At 59.7% G+C, this 22,083-nt stretch carries 20 protein-coding genes and 2 pseudogenes; 13 read left to right on the top strand and 9 right to left on the bottom strand.

The window, feature by feature from the left end:
• Positions 1 to 20: 20 nt before the first annotated feature.
• The gene (locus QOV41_RS09880) at positions 21 to 458 is read left to right on the top strand and encodes a hypothetical protein (protein WP_284581149.1); all 438 of its coding nucleotides are present in this window, start codon (positions 21 to 23) and stop codon (positions 456 to 458) included.
• 294 nt (positions 459 to 752) lie between these two features.
• The gene (locus QOV41_RS09875) at positions 753 to 1,535 is read left to right on the top strand and encodes a L,D-transpeptidase family protein (RefSeq protein WP_284581148.1); all 783 of its coding nucleotides are present in this window, start codon (positions 753 to 755) and stop codon (positions 1,533 to 1,535) included.
• Positions 1,536 to 1,650: 115 nt separating this feature from the next.
• On the opposite strand, the gene QOV41_RS09870 is transcribed toward QOV41_RS09875, so the two are convergent.
• On the bottom strand, positions 1,651 to 2,895 hold the full coding sequence (locus QOV41_RS09870) for a L,D-transpeptidase family protein (RefSeq protein WP_284581147.1): 1,245 nt from the start codon (positions 2,893 to 2,895) through the stop codon (positions 1,651 to 1,653).
• A gap of 856 nt (positions 2,896 to 3,751) precedes the next feature.
• Here QOV41_RS09870 and QOV41_RS09865 point away from each other — a divergent pair.
• Positions 3,752 to 4,359: pseudogene (locus QOV41_RS09865) on the top strand (transposase); the annotation flags it as partial.
• 40 nt (positions 4,360 to 4,399) lie between these two features.
• Here QOV41_RS09865 and QOV41_RS09860 read toward each other — a convergent pair.
• On the bottom strand, positions 4,400 to 5,623 hold the full coding sequence (locus QOV41_RS09860; protein WP_284577064.1) for an IS256 family transposase: 1,224 nt from the start codon (positions 5,621 to 5,623) through the stop codon (positions 4,400 to 4,402).
• A 54-nt stretch (positions 5,624 to 5,677) separates the two neighbouring features.
• Between QOV41_RS09860 and QOV41_RS09855 the strand changes: the two are divergent.
• A pseudogene (locus tag QOV41_RS09855) lies at positions 5,678 to 6,208 on the top strand (IS3 family transposase); the annotation flags it as partial.
• A 58-nt stretch (positions 6,209 to 6,266) separates the two neighbouring features.
• Positions 6,267 to 6,548 carry an HU family DNA-binding protein gene (locus tag QOV41_RS09850; RefSeq protein WP_284581144.1) on the top strand — a complete coding sequence of 94 codons (282 nt, stop codon included), beginning with the start codon at positions 6,267 to 6,269 and terminating at the stop codon, positions 6,546 to 6,548.
• Positions 6,549 to 6,794: 246 nt separating this feature from the next.
• Here the strand turns inward: QOV41_RS09850 and QOV41_RS09845 are convergent, their stop codons facing one another.
• A complete protein-coding gene (locus tag QOV41_RS09845; protein WP_284581143.1) occupies positions 6,795 to 7,907 on the bottom strand; it encodes an SH3 domain-containing protein in 1,113 nt (370 codons plus the stop codon).
• Between the two features lie 489 nt (positions 7,908 to 8,396).
• Here QOV41_RS09845 and QOV41_RS09840 point away from each other — a divergent pair, with 489 nt between their 5' ends.
• On the top strand, positions 8,397 to 8,672 hold the full coding sequence (locus tag QOV41_RS09840; protein ID WP_284581141.1) for a hypothetical protein: 276 nt from the start codon (positions 8,397 to 8,399) through the stop codon (positions 8,670 to 8,672).
• 51 nt (positions 8,673 to 8,723) lie between these two features.
• Here QOV41_RS09840 and QOV41_RS09835 read toward each other — a convergent pair whose 3' ends face one another.
• Positions 8,724 to 9,011, bottom strand: a complete 288-nt coding sequence (locus tag QOV41_RS09835; RefSeq protein ID WP_284581139.1) for a hypothetical protein — start codon at positions 9,009 to 9,011, stop codon at positions 8,724 to 8,726.
• A gap of 915 nt (positions 9,012 to 9,926) precedes the next feature.
• Between QOV41_RS09835 and QOV41_RS09830 the strand changes: the two genes are divergently transcribed.
• The 7 genes from QOV41_RS09830 to QOV41_RS09800 all read left to right on the top strand — a co-directional run bounded on the left by QOV41_RS09830 (position 9,927) and on the right by QOV41_RS09800 (position 17,739).
• A complete protein-coding gene (locus tag QOV41_RS09830) occupies positions 9,927 to 10,964 on the top strand; it encodes an IS110 family RNA-guided transposase (protein ID WP_284581138.1) in 1,038 nt (345 codons plus the stop codon).
• 592 nt (positions 10,965 to 11,556) lie between these two features.
• Entirely contained in the window at positions 11,557 to 12,561 is a 1,005-nt protein-coding gene (locus tag QOV41_RS09825) for an ROK family protein (protein WP_284581136.1), read from the top strand.
• Positions 12,562 to 12,607: 46 nt separating this feature from the next.
• Positions 12,608 to 13,366 (top strand): ABC transporter permease, encoded by a 759-nt coding sequence (locus QOV41_RS09820; RefSeq protein WP_284581263.1) that lies wholly within the window; start codon positions 12,608 to 12,610, stop codon positions 13,364 to 13,366.
• Positions 13,363 to 14,142 carry an ABC transporter ATP-binding protein gene (locus QOV41_RS09815; RefSeq protein ID WP_415926762.1) on the top strand — a complete coding sequence of 260 codons (780 nt, stop codon included), beginning with the start codon at positions 13,363 to 13,365 and terminating at the stop codon, positions 14,140 to 14,142. The genes QOV41_RS09820 and QOV41_RS09815 overlap by 4 nt, the downstream gene beginning before the upstream one ends.
• A 13-nt stretch (positions 14,143 to 14,155) precedes the next feature.
• The gene (locus QOV41_RS09810) at positions 14,156 to 15,121 is read left to right on the top strand and encodes an aliphatic sulfonate ABC transporter substrate-binding protein (protein WP_284581134.1); all 966 of its coding nucleotides are present in this window, start codon (positions 14,156 to 14,158) and stop codon (positions 15,119 to 15,121) included.
• A 75-nt stretch (positions 15,122 to 15,196) separates the two neighbouring features.
• Positions 15,197 to 16,768 carry a sulfatase family protein gene (locus QOV41_RS09805; protein WP_284581132.1) on the top strand — a complete coding sequence of 524 codons (1,572 nt, stop codon included), beginning with the start codon at positions 15,197 to 15,199 and terminating at the stop codon, positions 16,766 to 16,768.
• A 68-nt stretch (positions 16,769 to 16,836) separates the two neighbouring features.
• Positions 16,837 to 17,739 carry a formylglycine-generating enzyme family protein gene (locus QOV41_RS09800; RefSeq protein ID WP_284581130.1) on the top strand — a complete coding sequence of 301 codons (903 nt, stop codon included), beginning with the start codon at positions 16,837 to 16,839 and terminating at the stop codon, positions 17,737 to 17,739.
• A 131-nt stretch (positions 17,740 to 17,870) separates the two neighbouring features.
• Here QOV41_RS09800 and nagA read toward each other — a convergent pair whose 3' ends face one another.
• Genes nagA through QOV41_RS09775 form a run of 5 tightly spaced genes read right to left on the bottom strand, consistent with a single transcriptional unit; the run spans position 17,871 to position 22,075 of the window.
• Positions 17,871 to 19,058, bottom strand: coding sequence for an N-acetylglucosamine-6-phosphate deacetylase (gene nagA, locus QOV41_RS09795; RefSeq protein ID WP_284581128.1), 1,188 nt, complete (start codon positions 19,056 to 19,058; stop codon positions 17,871 to 17,873).
• Positions 19,055 to 19,825, bottom strand: a complete 771-nt coding sequence (gene nagB / locus QOV41_RS09790; RefSeq protein ID WP_284581126.1) for a glucosamine-6-phosphate deaminase — start codon at positions 19,823 to 19,825, stop codon at positions 19,055 to 19,057. Before nagB ends, nagA begins: the two co-directional genes overlap by 4 nt.
• Before the next feature lie 53 nt (positions 19,826 to 19,878).
• Complete coding sequence (locus QOV41_RS09785) at positions 19,879 to 20,520, bottom strand: SGNH/GDSL hydrolase family protein (protein WP_284581124.1); 642 nt, start codon at positions 20,518 to 20,520, stop codon at positions 19,879 to 19,881.
• A 23-nt stretch (positions 20,521 to 20,543) separates the two neighbouring features.
• Complete coding sequence (locus QOV41_RS09780) at positions 20,544 to 21,401, bottom strand: ROK family protein (protein ID WP_284581122.1); 858 nt, start codon at positions 21,399 to 21,401, stop codon at positions 20,544 to 20,546.
• Positions 21,398 to 22,075 carry an N-acetylmannosamine-6-phosphate 2-epimerase gene (locus QOV41_RS09775; RefSeq protein WP_284581121.1) on the bottom strand — a complete coding sequence of 226 codons (678 nt, stop codon included), beginning with the start codon at positions 22,073 to 22,075 and terminating at the stop codon, positions 21,398 to 21,400. Before QOV41_RS09775 ends, QOV41_RS09780 begins: the two co-directional genes overlap by 4 nt.
• Between the last annotated feature and the right edge of the window lie 8 nt (positions 22,076 to 22,083).

Raw genomic sequence — 22,083 nt, 5'->3', positions numbered from 1 at the left:
CAAAGGGAAGAGGGGAAATCATGAGCAGTGTTGGCGAAAAGTTTCGCTCCTATCACGCGTCTAAAAAGGCGCTGTTCTGGTACTGCGCCGGATCATCGGTCCTGACGATGATCGTAGGCTTCAGTTTCGGCGGTTGGGTCACCGGTGGCACCGCGGCTGAGCAAGCAAAGGTGGCCTCCGAGCGAGCTGTGGCATCTGTGGCAGGTGCGGTGTGCTTCGAAAAGTTCATGGCTTCGCCGGACGCCTACACTAACCTCGTAGCGCTGAAGGCAGAGACGACGGCCCGTAAGCGCAACAAGATCATTGATGACGGAGGTTGGACAATCCTTGCTGGCGAAACGAAGGCCACCAGGGGTGCCGCTGAGCTGTGCGGTGAACTTCTCGCCGCCGCGGAGCTCCCAGATGCCCCGCCCGCTGTACTGACGCCAGTGGCAGAGACGGACGAGGCCAAGGTTTAGCCTTTAGACCCATCAGTATCCTCCGACAAAGAAAAGGCGCTTCAACCGGAGCGCCTTTAGTTTGACCAGACGGGAGGATCTGATTGCTTCAGACTGCACCGATCCAGTTAACAGGTGATTAAGGCTGAAGGGCTTCGCCAAAGCAGTGGCGATCTTAACGTCTTCAGAGGTGGGCTAGCATGACCAATAAAGAAGCCCTCTCTTTCCGCGATGATACCCCGCAGAGCCAGTGACAATGGAGTGGTAACGCCTGCTGCGTAGGGTGCGCGGACAAGTTGAGAAAGCGTACATGCCATGCTCCACCGCATCCTCCAGGCCGCCGCTTTAGCCATTGCCGTTCTCATCCTAAGCGCCTGTAGCCAGTTCTTCGAAGACAACCGGCACAATGTGCCGCTGCCTCGTGTGCTTGTCGACAGACTGTCTCAGATCGGGTCCTCGCCGGCCGAGCCGATGATGATAAGGGTCTACAAGCAGTCTTCGGAACTGGAGGTGTGGAAGCGAACTCGGACCGGTGAGTACGCGCTCCTTAAGAGCTATCCGATCTGTAGATGGTCGGGCACGCTTGGACCCAAAATGAAGGAGGGCGACCATCAGGCTCCCGAGGGGTTCTATGATGTGACCCCGGCCATGATGAACTCCAAGTCGAAGTACTTCCTGTCTTTCAATGTCGGCTATCCCAACAAATTCGACCAGGCATGGGGTAGAACCGGCAGTTATCTCATGATCCATGGCGACTGCCTCTCGGTGGGCTGCTACGCCATGACCGACGAGGGAATTGCTGAGATCTACGCATTGGCACGGGAGACATTCAAAGGGGGCAGTCGCTCCATCCAGCTTCAGCTGCTGCCTTTCCGCATGACGGAAGTGAACCTCGCTGGTCATGTTGGGAGCCCACACTATGCTTTCTGGTCCAACCTCAAGGAGGGCGTTGACCTTTTCAACGCTCACAAACAGCCTCCGGCCTGGGACGTATGCGAAGGACGCTATGTCTTTGATCAACAAGCTCTGAGCGCATTTCCGCTCGATCCAAATGGCCCCTGCCCCGCGACGGCATACTCCACCCTGGCCTTGCTTTAGGGCTGTCAGCTTCTACGTCCAACAATTCAACCAGCCGCCTTGGGGAAGCGAAAAACCGCGGCACTCGTGTGCCGCGGTTTTACAGGTTTTCACAGGCCCGGCTGTCGTAGACACTTCAGGTTTCGAACGTGACCTTGCCAGCCATGTCGAACTCGTAAACGTCATCCCGGAAGCTCACCACGCCGTTCCGGTTGGCCCAAGCCGAGATATAGGTGGTGTGCAGTTCGACAGGCTCGCGGACATCCACGTCCTTCCTCTCCCCCGTAGCGAAGGCGTTGCCGACGGCAGCAGGCCCCCAGTCCCCGTTGTCCCGCAGCACCCACGAGACAAAATCCTGCACCTGGTCGACGCGAACGCAACCGGAAGAGTGGAAACGAGCATTCTCCCCGAACAGGTTCCTGGTCGGAGTGTCGTGCAGATAGACTGCATGGGGATTATGGAAGTTGATCTTCACGTACCCCATTGAGTTCTGCGGTCCGGGGTCCTGCCGGAACCGGTAGTTCACCGCTTCTTGGGTCTGCCAGTTGATCTGGTATGGCTGCAGCTCCTGACCGCTGCTGTCGAAGATGCGGATCTTCTGCTCGGTGAGGTAATTCGGGTTTTCGTTCATATACTTGATGAGGTCTCGGCGGATGATCGAAACCGGCACATTCCAGTATGGATTGAAGTTGATCTGGTGGATGCGGCTCTTCAGGATCGGCGTCGGCCGATCGATGCGCCCGACCACCGCCGTGTGCCGCCGCTGAACCATTCCGCCCTCGACCACTTCGATGAAGGCTGCCGGAATATTGACCACCACATAGCGGTTAGCCAAGGTCGGGGCCATGGCTTGCACTCGCATCAGGTTCACGCGAAGCTGACGCAGACGTGCTTCCGCCGGTACGTTCAGGGCGTACCAGGTTGCGTCATCCACATGACCTGTAACCTTCAGGCCATGGCGGGCCTGGAAACGGCGCAGTGCAGCATCAGTTGGACCATCGAAGGCGTCGTCAACCCTATCGACCATCGGCATATCCGCCGAAGCCAACAGGCGGCGCTTGAGTTGAATGACGCCGTTGCGGGCGACGCCCATGGTCACACCATAGGTGTCTTGGGGCACCTGCTCCCAGCCCCCGCGGGCGACGAATGGCTCATACTGCGCAATGGCCATATGGAGATTGTTGGCCGTATCGTAGGAGAGGATCGGCTCGACCGTGTCGATGGAGGCGATAGCTGCAGCGCTGTTGGCCTCGCGCTCGGCATCCGTGAGCTCCCGGGTCTTGTTCATCATGTTCCAGAGTGACGCGTGGGCGGCACCTGTAAGGGGCAGCATGGCGGCGGGCGCCAGTGGCATCAGCTTGAGGAAATTTCGTCTCTTCATGTTAGCTCGAACTATTTCAATTTGGCAGCTTTAGGTGCTTTCCTGCAGCGGCTCGTCGGCTGCTAGGGAGGCCTACCAGCGGCTGTGTGGGTTCAACTGTCAGTTCAATACCGAACAATGGGGCAGCACTCGGGAGCGCACTCCACCCGATGTGCCAGATGGTCCTCGGTCAGGGTTAACAGCCCGTATGTGCGGAGCCTTCTCGCGAGCTTGTGATGCCTGCACCGCACCTAGCTTACACAGATGCGGTATGGGCATTCTCCTGCACGCAAGGATCACAGGAGCCATTCAGCCTCCCTGACTAACTTAGCAGCCAGTAGATCAGCAGAGCCGAGGCTATCGCCACCACCCAAGAAATCGCCTCTAGCGTGAGCACAGTCGCACTGTGAAAGCGCTCGCGTGAAACGCCATGCACACAAGCTCGGACAAGCCTAAAGAAAACCACTTCCACCGCCAATCTCTGGGAGCCCTATGACAGTGCTATTCGGGGCCAGATGAACGCTGCATGAACTGCTTTTTTTGTGCAAGTTTATCAGTAGCTAAGCTATCATTCAGCAGGTTTGCGAATCAGTCCGGAAAGCCGCACGTGCTGGCCCTTCTGAGAATAATAGAAGCCTGCGATATGCATCTGAAGCCGGAAGACTGGGTGCGCGTCGCCAACCAGCACTTGCTATCGGGCACTTGGTCATTGTTATTCTCAAGCTACGAGTAGTCACCGTCGCGTGAGTTGTTGCCCTGCACGGCTCCGCAATCCTCTCCATGCCCTGATCGCCCTGAGTTCGCTGGGCATACTGTATTGAATAGCCCCTAGATTTGTAGACGCCTTCTTCCCTAATTTTGAGGCAAGGAGGCCTACATGGGCAGAGGCAATTTTAGCGACGAGTTCAAGCGGGACGCGGTGCGTCAGATCACCGAGCGGGGGTATCCTGTTTCGGAGGTGTCGCAGCGTTTGGGGGTGAGTGCTCATTCGCTCTACGAGTGGCGCAAGAAGTATGCATCGGATGTTTCCAAGGGTGGGGATCAGGCCGATGCGATCCGGCAGCTGAAGCGAGAACTGGCGCGGGTCACTGAGGAGCGCGACATCCTAAAAAAAGCGGCCGCGTACTTCGCCAAGGATGCAAAGTGAGGTACGCGTTTGTCGCCGAGCATCGCCAGCAGTTCTGTGTGCGCACCATGTGCCGGTGCCTTTCCATCCATCCCAGCGGCTATTATGCGTGGCTCAAAAGCCCTTTGAGCAAAAGGGCGCGGGAAGACATTCGCCAGACCGAGCTGATCGAAGAGGCCTGGAAGCAGAGCGGCAAGGTTTATGGCTACCGCAAGCTGCATGACGATCTGCTGGACCAGGGCGAGACCAGTTGCGCCAATCGTGTTGCGCGCCTGGCCAGACTGGCCGGGATCAAGGCTCAGATCGGCTACCGGCGCCGGCCTGGTGCCTATGGAGGCAAGCCATCTGTGGTGGTCGAGGGAGTGTCAGTAATTTCGTGTGCGGGCGGTCGGTTAAACATTACGCCGCCATGGCCCTGATGAAGCGCTCGCCAAAGATGACAGCAAACTGCGCCTTGGCCATTGACCACTCACGTGGCGGCATTTTCCACTCTTTCTCTGATCGGTTCAAGATCAGGTAAAGCAGCTTGGTGGCGGCATCATCGCTGGGGAAGTGTCCCCTGGCCCTGACCGCCCGCCGGAGCTTTGAGTTTAGCGCCTCTATGGCGTTGGTGGTGTAGACGATCCTGCGGACCTCGTCAGGGAAGGCAAAGAACGGGATGACCTCGCTCCAGGCGCGCCGCCAGCTCTGGCCGATGGCGGGATAGCGCTGCCCCCAAGAGCCGGCATCGAAGTCCGCGAGCGCCTTTTCGGCAGCATCGGCATCGGTCGCGCGGTAGATGTCCTTGAGCGCCGTTGCCAGTCCCTTGCGGTCTTTCCAGGAGACAAAGTCCATCGAGTTGCGCAGGAGATGGACGATGCAGGTCTGAACCACGGTCTCGGGGAATACGGCGGTAATTGCCTCGGGGAAGCCCTTGAGCCCATCAACAACGGCCAAGAGGATGTCCTCGGTGCCGCGGTTCCTGAGCTCGTTCATCACCCGCAGCCAGAACTTGGCACCTTCATTCTGCTCGAGCCAGAGGCCGAGCACTTCCTTGGCGCCATCGGCGCGCACTCCCAGGGCAATATGGATCGCCTTGTTACGCACCATGCCTTCGTCGCGGATCTTGACCCGGATCGCATCGAAGAAGATCAGCGGATAAACCGGGTCAAGCGGCCGTTGCTGCCAGGTGGCGACTTCATCAAGCACAGCGTCCGTCACGGTGCTGATCAGGTCCGCTGATACATCGATGCCATACAGATCGCGCAGGTGCCCGGCGATCTCCCTGGTGCTCATGCCGCGGGCGTACATCGACACGATCTTGTCGTCGAACCCTGGGAAGCGGCGCTGGTACTTGGCGATCAGTTGCGGATCAAAGCTCGACTGCCGGTCGCGCGGCACATCGATCTCCAACTTGCCGGTCTCGGTCGTCACGGTTTTGCGGCCATAGCCGTTCCGCATGTTGCCAGCGCCCTCACCACTGGCGAGGTGGTGGTCCATCTCTGCGTTCAGGGCACGCTCAGTCAGCGCCTTCTTCAGCGAATCCAGCAGACCGCCTTGTTCAAACGCCGCACTGGCCGCACCGCCAGCCAGGAGCTGGTCGAGAAGTTCGTTCGGTATGGCAGGTTCTTTGCGTCGCGACATAGGGGAGACTCCTTCTTACCCATTATGCCGCCTACACACGGAAATCCCGACACTCCCGTGGTCGACAATACCCTGGCTCGTCAGTTCGACGTCGATGCGCCAGACACCGCCTGGGTGACCGACATCACCTATATCAAGACCATGGAGGGCTTTGCCTATCTGGCCGTGGTCATCGACCTGTTCTCGCGCCGCGTCATCGGCTGGTCACTCCAAAGCCGGCAGACCAGTGAGGTCGTCCTTCAGGCCCTGCACATGGCTGTCTGGCGCCGAAAGCCACAGAACACGGTGCTAGTCCATTCCGATCAGGGCTCCCAATTCACCAGCATGGACTGGGCCAGCTTCCTGCGACACCACAATCTGGTTCACTCGATGAGCCGGCGCGGTAACTGCCATGACAATGCTGTGGCCGAAAGCTTCTTCAACCTGCTCAAGCGCGAGAGGGTCAGGCGTCGGACCTATCGGACACGGGACGAAGCTCGCCAGGATGTGTTCGATTACATCGAGATGTTCTACAACCCAACCCGAAAGCACGTCCGCAACGGCATGCTCTCACCCGTCGAGTTCGAACGGCGGCACCAAATCTAACCCCGAAGGTGTCTACAGAACGCGGGGCTATTCATATAGACAAGAAGGCTCCACCTCCATGACGACCACCAACGAGATCGCCGAAAAGATCGCAGCAGAACAGGATCTTACCAAGGCACAGGCCAAGGCGATCGTTGAAAGTGTATTCCAGGAGATCACGAAGGCTGCCGTCTCAGGCACTGAGACCAGTATTCCTGGATTTGGCAAGTTCAAGGTGAAAGACACACCGGCGCGAGAGGGACGCAATCCTTCCACGGGCGCAACTATCAAGATCGCTGCTTCCAAAAAGCTGACCTTCGCTCCCGCAAAGGCAACCAAGGATGCGCTGAACGGCGAATGACTCACAGTTCGGCGGCCGGAATGGGGTAATTCAGATCGCCGCCTGCTCCACCATTTTCCACATCGGCAGAGCCCGTCGGATTTGGGAAATTGAACTCGACGCCTGAAGGGCAAGAACGGGGGCGCCTTTCCGTCCGGCGGCATGGTGCCGATCAGTGGTTGCAGGAGTTCTGATGTTGCGGTCAGGGGAGTATGGAACGCGGTGGTAAAGGGCTCCAGGTTGAACCTGAAGCCCAATTTCTAAGAGCTACCGGACCCGGTAAGAGGAGATGATATCGTTGTTGCGGCCCTCAAGGCGCGGCTGGCTCGACGTTATCACCGCGCATCGGCCCTCGAAATCATAGTCTTCGCAGACCTGAACCTCCACGTCACCGGACGTACGGATCGAGGAGATGGTGTCGTTGAAGTCCTGCAGATCGGCATCACGATCACCTGGTTCGGCACAGAAGCTGTTGCCGCCGTAGTCGAAGTCCTCAAAGAAGCAAACTTCGCCGTCCCGGTTGCGGTTCGGAACATTCCACTCGATGTTCCCCCCTGTACCAATGGAGAAGCTGAATCCGGGGGTTGAGATGCTCACCCCGGAGCTCCCGCCCTGATTGCTACCACCACCACGTGCAGGCTGCAGATAGCGACTGGCGACCCAGCCATTGCCATCGTCGCTGGAAATCTGGCACCAACCACTGCTCCGGCACTCCCGTACTTCCACACGCTCGCCTGTAAACAGGGCGTCAACGACCTGGAAGCCAGTACCGGGGCCCGATCGGACATTAAGTGCCGCCGATGACTCGGCATAACCACCCGCAAGTCCGCCACCGCTGGATGGCTGTCCACCGCCGCCGCCAGAGCTACCGCCGGTGCGCTCGAGGTAGCGGTTGGAGACCCAGCCAGTGCCGCGGGCAGTGCTGATCTGGCACCAGCCACTGCGACATTCACCAACATCGACCTCCTGGCCTTCGTAGAGCGCATCAACGATGCGGTTGCCCGTGCCTGGTCCGGAGCGAACATTTAGCGCTGCCGTGGCGCGAGCCGATCCGGTGAATGAACTGTCGCCGCCGCTATCCTGGCTGCCCCCACCAGAGCCGCCGCTCGCAGCATTGAGGAAACGGCTCGAGACCCAGCCGTCTGGACCGGGATGCTCGATAAAGCACCAGCCACTGCGGCATTGCTCAACGGAAACGCGTTCACCCGGGTCAAGGGTATCGATTACACCGTTCCCAGTTCCAGGTCCGGAGCGAACGTTGAGCGATACTGTGGCTCGAGCCTGCGCGCCTTCAAGGCTTTGCGCATAAGTAACACCAGCTGGCGCCAATACGGCGGTGGTTGCAAGCATAACAGCTGCCGACTTCGTCATGAATGACATCGTCATTTCCTCCTGTGTGGCATCCCCCGCGGGGGCACAACAGAAAGAGTGGTCAACTGTTCCGACAGGAGCCGCGGGCATTCAACCAAGCAGCCCCGGACAAGGACAGGCGAATGCCGGTGAAGCGTCGGGCTTTGCCTTAGGTCAGCCGTCGCAGCTTGGATCGACGTCCGCCGGAGCGGCGGCGTGTCTAAAGGGCACTGGCAAAGCCGATCTTTCCAACGTGGCGCTCATTCTGTCTATGTAGTCGGACTGCCTGGGCTGATCACTTCCCCGCTCCGCACGATCTCTCTGGTGAGCTTGCCGGTGCGAGCATCCCGCACCTCTGCCTCGACAGCCCCCCGCAAGGCAGGACAGATATCAAGAAGCCGCTGGTGAACTCGCTTTAGTGCAGAGGCCTTTGACCTTCCAGAGCTGGATCCGCCGCTCCCCTGCTTCCTTGCCCGCCACCTTAAAAGTTTGTTAACAGGCTTGCCGCACTGTAATGCGATGGCCATCCACGCTACCCGAAGCCGCTATGACGCCATTCTCATGAACCGTGAGAAGCAGCGTTATGCTGCCGAACTGCGCGAGGCCAGGTCGGAGGCCCGACGCCAGGCGGCCCAGCAGACGCTAGCGCGATCCGACACCGTGCGCTTTGCCGTGTCCGATGTCACGTCACAGATTAACTTCGGCCAGTCACAACTGACCGCGCAACTCATCCGATCGCGGATGTCCGTCGAGGCTGCTCAAAAGGCTGCCCCTACCAAGTGGTATCGCTCTTAGCTAGTGCGGGAACGGCTATTTGCTCGACCGCACGATCTCTCTGGTGAGCTCTTAGACACCCGTTCGTGCGTCACACATCTCCGCCTCGACTGCTCCAGCCGTATGAGTGCTGTCGTGCGGGGCCTTGGTGTTCTCCTCGAGACAGACGCTCAACCGTCCCCCGGCGGCAATGAGCTCGTCGGCCTTCTTGCTGTCGATGACAGCGCCAAGGATACGCCCGGCGCCCGCATCAGTCGGCGGTGGCGTGTTCTGCCGCTGCCAGAGCCCAAGGTAGCCGCAGCTATCGCCAGCCACGGTGTCGCCGAGCTTCTTACCGATGGTCGTTCCGGGCTCGCACATGCCGATCCCAAGCGGCAAAAACGGCGTTGGTACCGTCCCACCTGCCTTTGAACAGGTGTTTACGGGCGTGCGCAAAGAACGCGTCGGGTTTCGAGAGTGACAAACTCGAATGTATGTTGAGGGGCAGACGTATGGTCCACCAGGCGGGCGTGCTATGCCGCGATGCAAACCGAAGGATGGATCATGGCGACGATGTACTTTGTTCAGGGCTTCCGAGCCAAAGGCCGAAAGTTGCAGCCGGACCAGCCGCAGGCTGCGAAGACAGCAGAGGCGGCCATTGCAACAGCGGAGCGGATCGCCCCTTCTCGGACAGGTGTGTGGGCCTACTCAGCAGACATTGACGTCGAAGCTGACACTTATGATGAGCCTAGGCTGCTGTTCAAGTCAGGGACATTGCCGCCGGGCCTTGCCGATTGAGGTCCCGACCTAGTCCAAAGTGGTTCTCCTAATGTGGAATGAGGGTCGGAGAAGGTGGCAGAATAGACGCAATCGATTTGGCAAAAGCGGGCGACGGGAAGCCCTAGGTTAGCTCGCCAGAAAGCCAAGAGCGTCCTGGCCTTCAGAAAAGCAGGCGTTTGGCTCTCTCAAGCAGCACGTACGCAATACTAATCGTGCCAATACATGTTGCCGTACTTTGCTGAACGCTCGGTTAGGGCGGCGTCCAAGCCCCTCCTGGCGCTGAAGCAGGATGACTGGAGTGAGTTTTAGAGCCGGGGACGGTCAGTTGCGGCCTCTACGCGCCGGCGAGAAACGTCTGCTTCATCAAGGTTGTTGCGAATAGCCGCCGGTCGGCTCTCCACCCCTTCTAAGCCATTTCTGATGGCTTAGCGGATGAGGTGGATGGCTCCCGCTCCCGGCATCTGAGTGCCAAAGTGGGTTCGCTATCAGGCAACCCGAGCAAAGGAGCCATCCGCCATGCAAGTTACCACCGTCGGCCTCGATTTGGCCAAGCGTGTTTTTCAAGTTCATGCCGTTGATGCGTCCGGCGGGGTCGTCGTGCGCAAAGCGTTGCGGCGCTCGCAAGTTCTGCCGTTCTTCGCCAAGTTGCCGCCCTGCCTAATTGGCATGGAGGCGTGCGGAACATCGCATCATTGGGCGCGCGAGTTGGGTAGGCTTGGCCATCAGGTTCGCTTGATGCCGCCGGCCTACGTGAAGCCCTATGTGAAGCGCGGCAAGAACGACGCCGTGGACGCCGAGGCAATCTGCGAAGCGGTGACACGCCCCACCATGCGGTTCGTGGCGATCAAGTCGGCCCAGCAGCAGGCAGCATTGTCGCTCCACCGCACCCGCAATCTGCTAGTCAAGCAGCGCACGCAGCTGGTTAATATGATCCGCAGTTTGTTGGCTGAGTTCGGCATTGCCATCCCCGAAGGTGTGCTGCGGGCGCTCGGGCTGGCACGCCAAATCGCCAGGAAGGAAGTGACACCAGACGTGCCACCGGTTGCGATGCAGATTCTTGGCCTGCTATGCGAACAGGTTCTCGACACCCATGTCCGTCTGCAGGCGATCGACCGTTCGATCCTCGCCCTGCACAAAACTGACGAACTGGCACGACGGCTATCGACCATTCCTGGCATCGGCCCGGTCGGGGCAACGGCACTGGCGGCATCGGTCGCGGATCCGGGACAGTTCCGTTCGGGTCGAGAGTTTGCCGCCTGGCTCGGGCTCACGCCATCCCAAAACTCCAGTGGTGGCAAGGACCGCCTCGGCCGCATCACCAAGATGGGCGATCGGTATTTGAGGAAGCTGCTTGTGATCGGCGCGACATCGTTGATCCGCGGAGCCAAATACAAGCCAGACACCGCAGACCCCCGGCTTGTCGCACTCCTGGCGAGGAAACCGGTGCGCGTGGCGAGTGTCGCCATGGCGAACAAGATGGCACGGGTGGTCTGGGCGATCATGACCCGTGGCGAGGTCTACCAGGCTCGCCATGCCCCACATCTGATGGCGTAAACTGCCAAGACTTGAAGCGGGAAACAGTTCGAGCCGAACAATCGGCTCCATGAGGTTGTGAGAGCGAAGCGATGTGATGGCGAAACCGGTCAGGCCGGAAACAGGGACAACCCACAGCCAGTCCGAGGCGTTATAGCCTGCTTAGCAGATTGGGACCTTGTTCGCCGACCCCATCAGGGCCAGCAGTCTCCTACGGCTGCATCAATAGGCCGGACAGAAGACTGCACCCGACCAACGCGCCAGAACGTCGAATTACCTCTTGCAATGCGGGAGCCATCCACAGAGGACCGGCCGCTTCTGGCAGATGGAGCCGAACGCCTGAACGGCAAAAAGGGGGCGCATTCCTGCCGGGCCTCGGCGGAGGAGGAGAGCCAACCTCTTCCAGCCGAGAGGAGTTCGATCGCGCTTAGACAACTGCTTGTTATTGACAGCGTGCAAAAGCCGAGATAATTATTTAATTAAGCGAATAAACTATCGGCGGAACATGCGGAGTTCAGCAGGACAGGCACTGTCGCTTTTAAGAGACCGCGGACCGCTCTCGCGAGCGGACCTTGCCCGGGCAATCGGAATCTCAGCACCTGCCCTGACCGGCGTGGCCAATTCACTGATCGCCAACGGCAACGTGGAGGCGACCGATACTGCTGTGGCTACAGGAGTTGGGCGCCCCGCGAACCGACTCGCCCTTATTCCGGAACATTCCTATGTCCTCGGGTTACATTTCGGCGTCGGCCGAGTCGGCGCAGTGCTGACAGACTGCCTTCTGAACGTCAGGGCGAGAGGCAATCACATCCTCGATTTGGAAGCGACCACGATCGAGGACGTGCTGGCTTTGGCGGTTATCGCTGCCAAAGGCTTGATCGAGACTTCAGGCGTCCCTCGTGGAAAGATCAAAGGCATCGGGGTCGGTGTACCCGGAAGAGTAGATCCGAGTGGGCGGAATGGACTGAACGCATTCTTCTCAAAAGGCCAACTCGGCTTTCCCTTTGCTGACGTACTGGAAGAGCAGCTAGGCTTACCTGTTCTGCTTTCACATAATGTGACCGCCATGGCGATGGCCGAGACACTCTATGGCGCCGGAAAAGGGGCGGGCACGCTTCTCAATATCTACATGCGCCGCGGCATAGGAGCAGGCCTGATGCAAAACGGCGCAGGTGGAGCGTTCCGCAGCTCCGCTGTTGAACTCGGACATGTTCGTGTTCAGGAAGACGGCCAACCCTGCCACTGCGGACGTAGTGGGTGCCTCGAGACAATCCTCTCAGAGCAGCCGCTGCTCGAAATGCTGCAGACCAAGAGCATACCTTCCGACGGACTTTTGCGTGCCGCAATGGCCAAAGAGACGGAGTGGAGCGGGATCTACTCCAGTTTGGTGGACGTGCTCGCCACAGCCACGACGCTGCTGGAGCCCGACCTGATCTTACTTTCCGGGCATTTGGGCGAGGCGCCTCCTGCTCTGCTGGACGATCTGCGTCGAGATCTGCCAAGCCGCGTGATGCCGCAGTTGCGGCCAATGAAAATCGAACGCGCTGTTTTGCAGCCGGACGCGGGGGCCCTGGGTGCCGCCTGCGTTGGGCTCGAGCAGTTTGTATATCGGGGGTAGCATGACGACTGATCAGGCAGAGTCACCAGCAGGAGTCCAGCCTAGACTGAGTCTGCTGACGTCCAACCTCGCGCTGGGCGTGCTCTCGTTTGTCTTAGGAATAAGCCTCTGGTGGCTCTCGTCGGCCAGCGGAGCCACTCCTCTGCCAGGCCCTCTGCAAGTGCTTTTCCGCTTTGGCTCCGCAATCAGCAGCGGCCAACTATTCAACGACATGCAAGCCTCCATTGTGCGCGTGCTAACTGGATTTGCACTCGGCGTGTCAGTGGCCATTCCCGTCGGCTTTCTCATGGGATGGTACCGGGTGGCGCGGGGCCTGATCGACCCGTGGATCCAGTTCTTTAGAGTGATACCACCGCTTGCGATCATTCCCTTGGCCATCGTGACCATGGGTATCGACGAGCCCCCCAAGATCTTCGTGATCTTTCTCGCCTCGTTCCTGGCGTCCGTGGTCGCGACCTATCAGGGTGTAGTGAGTGTCGATAAAACCTTCATCAATGCAGCGCGGGTGCTCGGTGCCAACGACTGGGTGATTTTTACACGCGTTGTCATACCGGCCTCCACGCCTTTCATCCTGGTGGGCTTCCGCATCGGTCTGGGTGCCGCTTGGGCCACATTGGTGGCGGCAGAGCTGATAGCGGCTCAGTCCGGCCTCGGCTTTCGGATGCAGCAAGGGCAACTCTACTACGATCTCGCGATCATCTTCGTTTCCCTCATTACAATCGGCGTATTGGGCCTCGTGATGGACCGCGTCGTGCTGTTCCTCGAACGCCGTCTAACCTTTTGGCAGGAAAGGGTCGAGCATTGACGGTCAAAATCGACTTCAGCAACACCGGTCGAGTGTTCGGGTTCAGTGACAACACCTTCGTTGCACTGGAGCGTTTCAGTTTACAGGTCTACGACGGGGAGTTCGTCACAGTGGTCGGCCCCTCCGGGTGCGGGAAGTCGACGGCAATGAACATTGCTGCCGGTCTGCTCGCACCCACCAGCGGAAAGTGCCTCGTAGACGGCAAGGCAGTCGATGGACCAGGGCCCGAGCGCGGCGTCATTTTCCAGCAGTACGCTTTGTTCCCTTGGTTAACTGTCCGGCAGAACGTCGAATTCGGACTTAAGCTCAAGGGCACTAGCGCGGCCGAACGTCGGCGGATTGCAGACTACTATATTGGCCTTGTTGGACTAACCGACTTTGCCGATGCGCTGCCCAAGCAACTATCCGGCGGCATGAAGCAGCGCTGCGCGATCGCACGCGCCTATGCGGTGGACCCTCAGGTCTTGTTGATGGACGAGCCATTCGGCGCGTTGGACGCGCTCACGCGCGTACGTATGCAGAATGAGCTGCTCGACACGTGGTCGCGCGAGCGGCGTACCGTCATGTTCATTACCCATGACGTGGACGAAGCGGTTTACCTGGCCAATCGGGTCATTGTCATGGCGTCACGACCAGGACGCTTGCAGGAGATCATCGAGGTGAACCTGCCATACCCGCGCAATGACGAAATCCGACTGTCACCCGAATTCGCGGCAATCCGCAACCAAGTTTGGCATGCCGTTTACACACGGTCGCGCCAAAGCTCAGATCAATAGGAGGAGAAGCAATATGAACAAGCGCAGTTTCATCAAGATTCTTACCGGGGTGGCACTGGCTGCCTCGGCCATCATGCCGATATCGGCGCAAGAGCTGACGAAGGTTCGGGTCGGCTATATTGCCGATTACTTCGGTACCAGCATGGTGGCTATCGCAAGCGAACAGGACTTGTGGGAGAAGCACGGGCTGGACCCGGAACTCAAGGTATTTACGAATGGCCCGATACAGGTTCAGGCTCTTGGTGCGGGATCGCTGGATTTTGCGTATATCGGGCCCGGTGCTCTGTGGCTGCCGGCCTCGGGGCAGGCGAAAGTCATCGCCATCAATGCCTTGGGCTACACCGACCGCGTCATTGCGCAGCCGGGCATTGAGTCGATGGAAGATTTGCGTGGCAAGCGTGTCGCGGTGCCGGAAGGCACATCCGGAGACATGCTGCTCCGCCTGGCACTCGAGAAGGCTGGGATGACTTTGGACGATGTGGAAGTGGTCAGTATGGACCCCAGCACCATCGTTACCGCGTTCGCTTCTGGACAGGTAGAAGGCGCAGGTATCTGGTACCCGTTCGTTGATGTGATCCGGCAGCGCGTCAGCGACCTCAACGAACTCTCTTCCAACGAGGATTTCTTCCCCGAGGTGGCCTTTCCGAGCTCCTTCATCGTGAGCAACAGCAAGGCTGGAGACGAAGAGACCATCCGTAAGATGAACGCGGTGATCAAAGAAGCTCTGGACTATCGGCGGGACAACATCGACGAGGCCGTGCAGATCACCGCAGACTTCCTCGGTGTTCCGATAGAGCCGCTGGCTGCGGAGGCCCCGCAGGCCCGCCTGCCCTCCAGCGAGGAACTTGAGCAACTGACCGCTGACGGAACGGTCGACGGCTGGCTCGACGTGCTAGCCGGTCTCTATGTCGACTTCGGCCGCATCACCGATCCGGTGCCAGCAAGCGAGTTCTACCTCTCGGACTTCTACGTCGACTGAGTTCGGCCATCCTCGCGGCGGCGGCGGCGGCAAAGCCGCCGTTGCGAACGGCAAGCCCTCACAACGGATACTAAGATGACCAGTAAGCGCCCGAATATCGTGTTTATCATGTCTGATGATCACGCTGCAAACGCGATCTCGTGCTACGGGTCCGGGCTCAACTCCACACCAAATCTGGACCGCATTGCCGCTGAGGGCATGCGGCTGGATCACTGCTACGTCACCAATTCGATCTGCACGCCAAGCCGAGCCTCGATTCTGACTGGCACCTACAACCACGTGAACTGTGTAACCACGCTGGCCACCCACCTCGACAACCGCATGCCCAATGTTGCCAAGCACCTGCAGCATGCCGGATACCAGACCGCGATGTTCGGCAAATGGCACCTCGGCGAAGGTCCTGAACATCAGCCGACAGGATTTGATGAATGGTCCGTCTTGCCCGGACAGGGTGATTACTTCGATCCAGTGATGATCGGCCCCGATGGCCAAACGGTGGAGCCGGGATACGCGACCGACATAGTCACAGATAAATGCATAGATTTTCTAGAACGACGTGACGCCGACCGTCCGTTCTTCATGATGTGCCATCACAAGGCACCGCACCGGCCGTTCGCACCGCACCCGCGCTACCGCGAACTCTACCTCGAAGACCTGCCGGTACCCGAGACATACGACGACGATTATTCCAACCGGGCGCAGGCTGCCAGGCTTGCCAAGATGCGCATCCGCGAGGACATGACTTATGACGACCTCGGCTTGGTTCAGCCAGAGGGTGGCGATGAGATCGGCGAAGCTCAGCGAGGGGAGAACGGCTTTGTAGGGCGCAAGATTCCTGATCCAGAGGATGTCACCGGGTTGCGCCTGATCGATAAGGAGTCGGGCGAAGTTTTCACCTTCACATCCCGCCGTGAACTGCACTTGTTCAAGTACCAACGCTACGTACAGCGGTACCTGCGCACCGTCGCTGCGGTGGACGACAACGTGGGTAAGCTGCTCGATTATCTCGAGGCCAAGCATCTGACGGACGATACCATCGTCATTTACACCTCCGACCAGGGCTTCTTCCTGGGCGAGCACGGCTGGTTCGACAAGCGGTTCATGTATGAAGAGTCGCTGCAGATGCCCTTTTTGATCCGCTACCCGGCGGGCATCAAGCCAGGAGCTGTGTCGAAGCGCATAGCCACCAATGTGGACTTCGCTCCCACCTTCCTCGACTACGCCCGGGCGCCGGTGCCCAGCTATATGCAGGGCACAAGCATGCGGCCGCTATTGGAGGGAACCGTAGGCGAAGACTGGCAGAACCTCGCCTATCACCGCTATTGGATGCACAAGGACTACTATCATAATGCTTTTGCTCATTACGGTGTTCGCGATGAATGCTACAAGCTGATCTACTGGTACAACAATGACTTGGATCAGCCAGGCGCGCGCGGGGGCGAGGAACCGCCGGAGTGGGAACTGTTCGACTGCGCAAGGGACCCACGCGAGCTCAACAACTTGGCGGGCGATCCTGCGTACGCGGAAACGTTCGAAGCCATGTTGAGCAAACTGGATGCCAAGATGGCTGAAATTGGCGACATACCAGAGCACGATACCGCCACGGTACTTTCCGCGATGCGAGCCAATAGGGTGAGCACCGCTTGACGATGTCATGTTGCGTCCCCCCCTCTGCCCGAGGGCAAGCGGTCGGCGATGCTGTGGGTACCAACGGCTTGCCACTCGCACAATCGGCTGGTCCACGCTATTGCGACCCGATCTTTCTCAAGGGCGGGCCAAGCTTCGTTGGTGTCGCGCAACCACTTATCCCACTTGATGGTGAGGGTCCGGAGCGGCCAACAAAGCTCAAAGACTATTTCCTCGAAGCGGCAACGGTAACGAATGTACGTTTCAGCCGGTTCGTCGCTGAGACGGGCTACGTCACGGAAGCCGAACGCTTCGGCTGGTCAGCGGTATTCACCGGAGGCGGGATTCGCCTCGGGGAAGTCGTCGGCAGCGGCCTCAGCTGGTGGAGCAAGGTGCACGATGCCAACTGGCGTGAACCTGAAGGCCGCGGCAGCTCAATCGAACGCCGGATGGATCATCCGGTGACCCATGTCTCATTGCAAGACGCAGAGGATTTTGCTGCGTGGGCCGGTGGCCGCCTCCCCAGCGAAGCTGAATGGGAGCATGCCGCCCGAGGAGGGCTCGTCCGGCGTCGTTTCCCCTGGGGCGATGATGAGCCGACTGACGATACAGTGTTTTGCAACATTTGGCAGGGCGATTTCCCCCAGCTGAACACGGCGCAGGACGGATATGAAGGGACTGCACCGTCCCGGAGCTTCACCCCCTCAGAACTAGGCTTCTTCAATATGGTTGGGAACGTATGGGAGTGGACGGCAGAGCCGTTCCGCATACGCTCTATCTCTCGAACCGCCCGGCAACGCAACGAAATGGCACTTGCTAACCGGGAGCGTCTGCTTAAAGGCGGCTCCTTCCTCTGCCATCGCAGCTATTGCTACCGCTATCGAATAGCAGCACGCATGGCTCTGTCTGCAGACAGCTCCGCCAGTAATGTTGGCTTTCGCATCGCCTTCGATACCTTGCCTCAATCAATAAGTGAGGGCCGAAATCTGTAGAGTGTGCGGACCACTCACGACCCGACAGCGAGCGGAGGACCGACTTGGGAGAAAAGCAGCCTACTTATCGGTACTCTCTTCCACTCGCTCCTCCTGTCCCCTGATTACCGCCGTAAATTTGCTCCACCAAGCTACACTACTTGCGTTTCTAGCCCTGCTGCTGCCCCTCCGTACACCTCTCTGCCTTTGATCCATGTGCTGACGACGCGCTTGTCTTCGCTCATCTGGATGAAGTTGGCCATCGCGCCCTTCTTGAGGTGCCCATGGTCCCTCTGTATGCCCGCTGCCCGTGACGGATATAGCGAAGCCATGCGAAGGCATTCGGTCCAGGGCAGTCCCACCTGCTCATGCATGAAACGTACTGCGTCGATCATGTCGAGATCGGCGCCGGCGAGCGTGCCGTTTTCAAGGCGCAGAGCCCCGTTGGCGCGGTGGATGGTGCGGCCATTAAGGGAGAAGCTGGTGATGTCGGTGCCGGTCTGGGACATAGCATCAGTCACGAGGAAAATGCGTCCGGGGCCCTGTTTGGCGGCAAGGGCGAGGCGAATTGCGGTTGGGTGAACGTGGATACCGTCGGCGATGAGACCGGCAAACACGTGAGGTGCGGCTAGAGCTGCACCAACTACGCCGGGTTCGCGGCTTTGTAGTTGGCTCATGGCATTGAACAAGTGGGTTGCCTGCCGCGCGCCAGCGGCGAAGACCCGTTCTGTGCGGGCGAGGTCGGCGTCCGAATGTCCGACGCTGACGATGATCCCTGCATCGACAAGTTTCTCAACTTGGTCAGTGGTCACCGACTCCGGGGCGACCGTTACCAAGAGAACAGGCAGATGTTCTCGGGCGACGATTAGCCGGTCTAGATCCGTCGATGTCATGGGCCGTATTAGTGCCGGGTCGTGTGTTCCCTTGCGTGCGACAGCAAGGTGGGGACCTTCAAGGTGGAGACCAAGAAAGCCGGGGATCTCTCGAGTAGCAGCTTCGATCCCGGCCGCCATAGCCGCTTCGGTGACCGCAACGGTATCCGTGATGAGTGTCGGCAGCAGGGCTGTGGTTCCGAACTGGGCATGTGCCATGCAGATGCAACGGATAGCGTCGAGATCGGGCTGATTGTTGAACAGAATGCCACCGCCGCCATTGACCTGAAGATCAACGAAGCCTGGAACCAGGTCTTCTGAGAAATCGATCCGTCGTGCTGCGCCTGGTATCGCATTGACCGGAACCGTGGCGAGCACTCGCCCTCCCTGGACCAACAGCGCAGCGTTTTCCAACCACACTTCGGAATCGAAGATTTTCGGGGCCGTTACAGCCAGAAGTTCGGTCATTGGGGAGCCTGCTGTTGCTGACAAGGGGGGCGGAGGTGCCGTTCCAATTTGGAAGACGCCGCGTGGTCCAGCACAACCGTGACATCACGGGACAACTGCAGGGCCGATCCGGGCACCTCGTTCGTGGGAGCCTCTCTGACCATGCGCCGGACGGCCTCTGCCTTCCGAGGGCCGGTGGCCATAACGATGATGCTGCGCGCCTCCAGGATCGTGCCGATGCCCATGGACAAGGCGCGGGTGGGTGGCCTCGTCCCGTCAGTAAAGTAACGGGCATTAGCGGCCATTGTTGACGCGGCGAGGTCGACGGGTCTGGTCCGCGACGCAAAATCCGATCCTGGTTCGTTGAAGCCAATATGGGCATTCTCGCCCAGACCCAGGAGCAGTAGACCCATGCCGCCAGCGTTGGCGATCGCTCGATCGTAAGCGGCGGCCTCAGCGTCGACGTCCGAGGCCAAGCCGTCCGGGATGTGGCGGCGTCGGGCTGGACAGTCCACGTGATCGAACAAATGGTGCCGCATATAAGCTGCGTAGGAGGCGGGATGTTCACTTCCCAAGCCAATATATTCGTCGAGGTTGAAGGTGGTGGCCTGCTTGAAAGAGATCACACCTGTACGGTAGCTCTCAACCAGGCGCGCGTAGACCGGCACGGGCGTGCCGCCCGTGGGTAGCCCGAGCACACTGCTGGGAACGCCACGGAGCTGTTCGACTATCCGGTCGTGAACATAATCGGCAACGGCATCTGCCGAGGCCCGCACGATGACTTCCATTTTGACTGCTCTCAGTTGAACCGCGGGCGCGATGGTCTTTGCAGCTGCCCGATTTACTGGCCGTGCAGCATGCCTCGCACAATAGGCGCTAGGGCTAGGCCAATGGCACGGGTGTTGTCCGCGTCGAGGTGCACCCCGTCTACGGGTGATGAACGGGCGACGGTCCCAGCGTCGACGAAGGCCAATGCTGCCGCGCTGGCGACCTCCTGAAATAGCTGGGCCAGGCGCTGGGACTCGGATGCTGCACCTGCAAAGCAGTCGAGGATTTTTGCTTCGGCAGGCTCGGTTATGATGGGCGGCGCGATTAGCAGTACCTTGGGGCGCTGTACACCGGGTCCGAAGGGATATGTCGCCACGATTTCGGCTAGCCGGCGCATCCCGAAAGCGGCGCCAGTTGCCGTGCCGCAAAGATGCGGTTTGAGATCGTTGGTCCCGAGCATGATGGCTACAATATCGATGGGCGTGTGGGTGGCGAGTAGCATCGGCAACGCTCTGACTCCGTTGAGGTCAGCGAGGCTCGCGTGGTCGTCGAAGGAAGTTGTGCGCCCGCTCAGTCCTTCGGCAATGACGCGGGCTTCTCCAGCAAGTTGCTGTTCCAGAACCGAGGGCCAACGGTCCTCATAGGAGTGACGGCCGCCCGTCTCCGCGTCGGCGCCCCAGGTCAGGCTATCGCCGAATGCTAGTACTACCTTCATGCAGCTGTGTTCCGAACGTATCTTCAGGTACTCTCAAGGCAGTGCAGCAGGGCACCAACCAGTCCGCTGTCATTGCCCAGCCCCGCCGGGACCACGGGCGGGCGAAAGAGTGCTGGCTCCTGGTCGAGATGGGTCCGCACGCCAGCGATATAATTCGGAGCCAACCCAATGCTTCCGCCGATCGCAACCTGGTCGAGGCCCAGTATAGCAGTCAAATCACCAATGAGCCCTGCGACTGCCTGCTCCGAGCGGTGGATGGCGGCATTCTGCGGGTCCCCGGCAAAGACAGTCTTGGCATCCCCCATTCCGGCGGCGGCAGCAATGGCCCGGCCTCCAGCGACACTCTCCACTGTGCCCATCCGGCCAGACCCACAGCGATCCTTGCCAAGTTGCGACGAAGTGAAACCGACATGGCCTGCCAGGCCAGTGAGGCTGTCGATCAGTCTTCCACCCAACACCAAACCACCACCGACGCCTGTCGACACCGTGAGGTAGGCAAAATTGTAGGCGCCTTGACCGGCGCCAAGCCGGTATTCGGCCAATGCTGCAGCAGCGGCATCATTCGTGGCCAGGGCGTGTTTACCGAAACGCTCGCGCAAGGCTTCACCCAACGGGGCAGCAGCGATAGCGCTGAGAGTGGCCGTGTTGACCGCATGCCAGTTGCCGTCCCGGTCGACACGACCTGCCACCGCCACCCCCAGCGGCTCGCCACGCCGGTAGTTTACATCCTCGAGAAGTGCGCCGATCGACTGCAGTTGACCATCGAGGTCGGCACCGGCCTGGGTGGGGCGTTGCCGGCGGGCGCTGACGACCCCGTCGACGATACGTGCAACGGCAATCTTGGTGCCGCCCAGATCGACGGCAAAGCCTGCAACCGTCATCGCGCACTCCGCACTGCATCGACGAACCAGCCGGTGACTTGCTCAAGCCGTGTAAGAGCACTGCCCACCGTCACGGCGTCAGCGCCCTCGGCAATCGCCTGCCGAGCCAATTCAGGTGTGTTGATGCGCCCTTCGGCCATGACAAAGGCACCCAAGTCCCGGTAGGCGCGGATGAGGCCAAAGTCGGGACCAGCATTGAGACGATCGGTCGCCGCCGTGTAACCAGACATCGTCGTTCCGAGGATAGTCGCGCCCCCAGCAAGTGCGATCTGCCCGTCCTCCAGAGTGGAGCCATCGGCCATGGCCAGGCGCCCTGCCCCGATGATTGCCGCCAGCACACTCTCCCGCGGATCTGGCCGCGGGCGATTGGTGGCGTCATAGGCTATGATGTCGGCGCCGGCTTCGGCCAATTCCAAGGCTTCGTGAACCCGAACCGTGATGCGAACTGGCGTATCGGGGAGGTCTGACTTGACGATGCCAATGATCGGCACGTCTACGACTGGGCGCACGGCGCGGAGGTTGTCGATGCCTTCGATGCGCAAGCCCACCGCACCGCCGGCGACAGCCGCCCGCGCCATGGCCGCGACGATGTGAGGATCGTCCATGGGACCATCGTCGATCGGCTGGCAAGACGCCACCAGTCCGCCGCGGAGGCGCTCCAGAATTGCGGACATGTCAGCTC

The organism is Devosia sp. RR2S18 (assembly GCF_030177755.1).
Classification (GTDB): Bacteria; Pseudomonadota; Alphaproteobacteria; order Rhizobiales; family Devosiaceae; genus Devosia; species Devosia rhizosphaerae.
This window is presented reverse-complemented; position numbering and strand designations above follow the sequence as displayed.

Excerpts from the sequence above, each read along its gene's own strand:
- QOV41_RS09840 (WP_284581141.1), top strand. The coding sequence starts at position 8,397 with ATGGCCATCCACGCTACCCGAAGCCGCTATGACGCCATTCTCATGAAC.
- QOV41_RS09870 (WP_284581147.1), bottom strand. The coding sequence starts at position 2,895 with ATGAAGAGACGAAATTTCCTCAAGCTGATGCCACTGGCGCCCGCCGCC.
- QOV41_RS09835 (WP_284581139.1), bottom strand. The coding sequence starts at position 9,011 with ATGTGCGAGCCCGGAACGACCATCGGTAAGAAGCTCGGCGACACCGTG.
- QOV41_RS09785 (WP_284581124.1), bottom strand. The coding sequence starts at position 20,520 with ATGAAGGTAGTACTAGCATTCGGCGATAGCCTGACCTGGGGCGCCGAC.
- QOV41_RS09860 (WP_284577064.1), bottom strand. The coding sequence starts at position 5,623 with ATGTCGCGACGCAAAGAACCTGCCATACCGAACGAACTTCTCGACCAG.
- nagA (WP_284581128.1), bottom strand. The coding sequence starts at position 19,058 with ATGACCGAACTTCTGGCTGTAACGGCCCCGAAAATCTTCGATTCCGAA.
- QOV41_RS09875 (WP_284581148.1), top strand. The coding sequence starts at position 753 with ATGCTCCACCGCATCCTCCAGGCCGCCGCTTTAGCCATTGCCGTTCTC.
- QOV41_RS09780 (WP_284581122.1), bottom strand. The coding sequence starts at position 21,401 with ATGACGGTTGCAGGCTTTGCCGTCGATCTGGGCGGCACCAAGATTGCC.
- QOV41_RS09880 (WP_284581149.1), top strand. The coding sequence starts at position 21 with ATGAGCAGTGTTGGCGAAAAGTTTCGCTCCTATCACGCGTCTAAAAAG.
- QOV41_RS09830 (WP_284581138.1), top strand. The coding sequence starts at position 9,927 with ATGCAAGTTACCACCGTCGGCCTCGATTTGGCCAAGCGTGTTTTTCAA.
- QOV41_RS09850 (WP_284581144.1), top strand. The coding sequence starts at position 6,267 with ATGACGACCACCAACGAGATCGCCGAAAAGATCGCAGCAGAACAGGAT.
- QOV41_RS09845 (WP_284581143.1), bottom strand. The coding sequence starts at position 7,907 with ATGTCATTCATGACGAAGTCGGCAGCTGTTATGCTTGCAACCACCGCC.
- QOV41_RS09810 (WP_284581134.1), top strand. The coding sequence starts at position 14,156 with ATGAACAAGCGCAGTTTCATCAAGATTCTTACCGGGGTGGCACTGGCT.
- QOV41_RS09805 (WP_284581132.1), top strand. The coding sequence starts at position 15,197 with ATGACCAGTAAGCGCCCGAATATCGTGTTTATCATGTCTGATGATCAC.
- QOV41_RS09775 (WP_284581121.1), bottom strand. The coding sequence starts at position 22,075 with ATGTCCGCAATTCTGGAGCGCCTCCGCGGCGGACTGGTGGCGTCTTGC.
- nagB (WP_284581126.1), bottom strand. The coding sequence starts at position 19,825 with ATGGAAGTCATCGTGCGGGCCTCGGCAGATGCCGTTGCCGATTATGTT.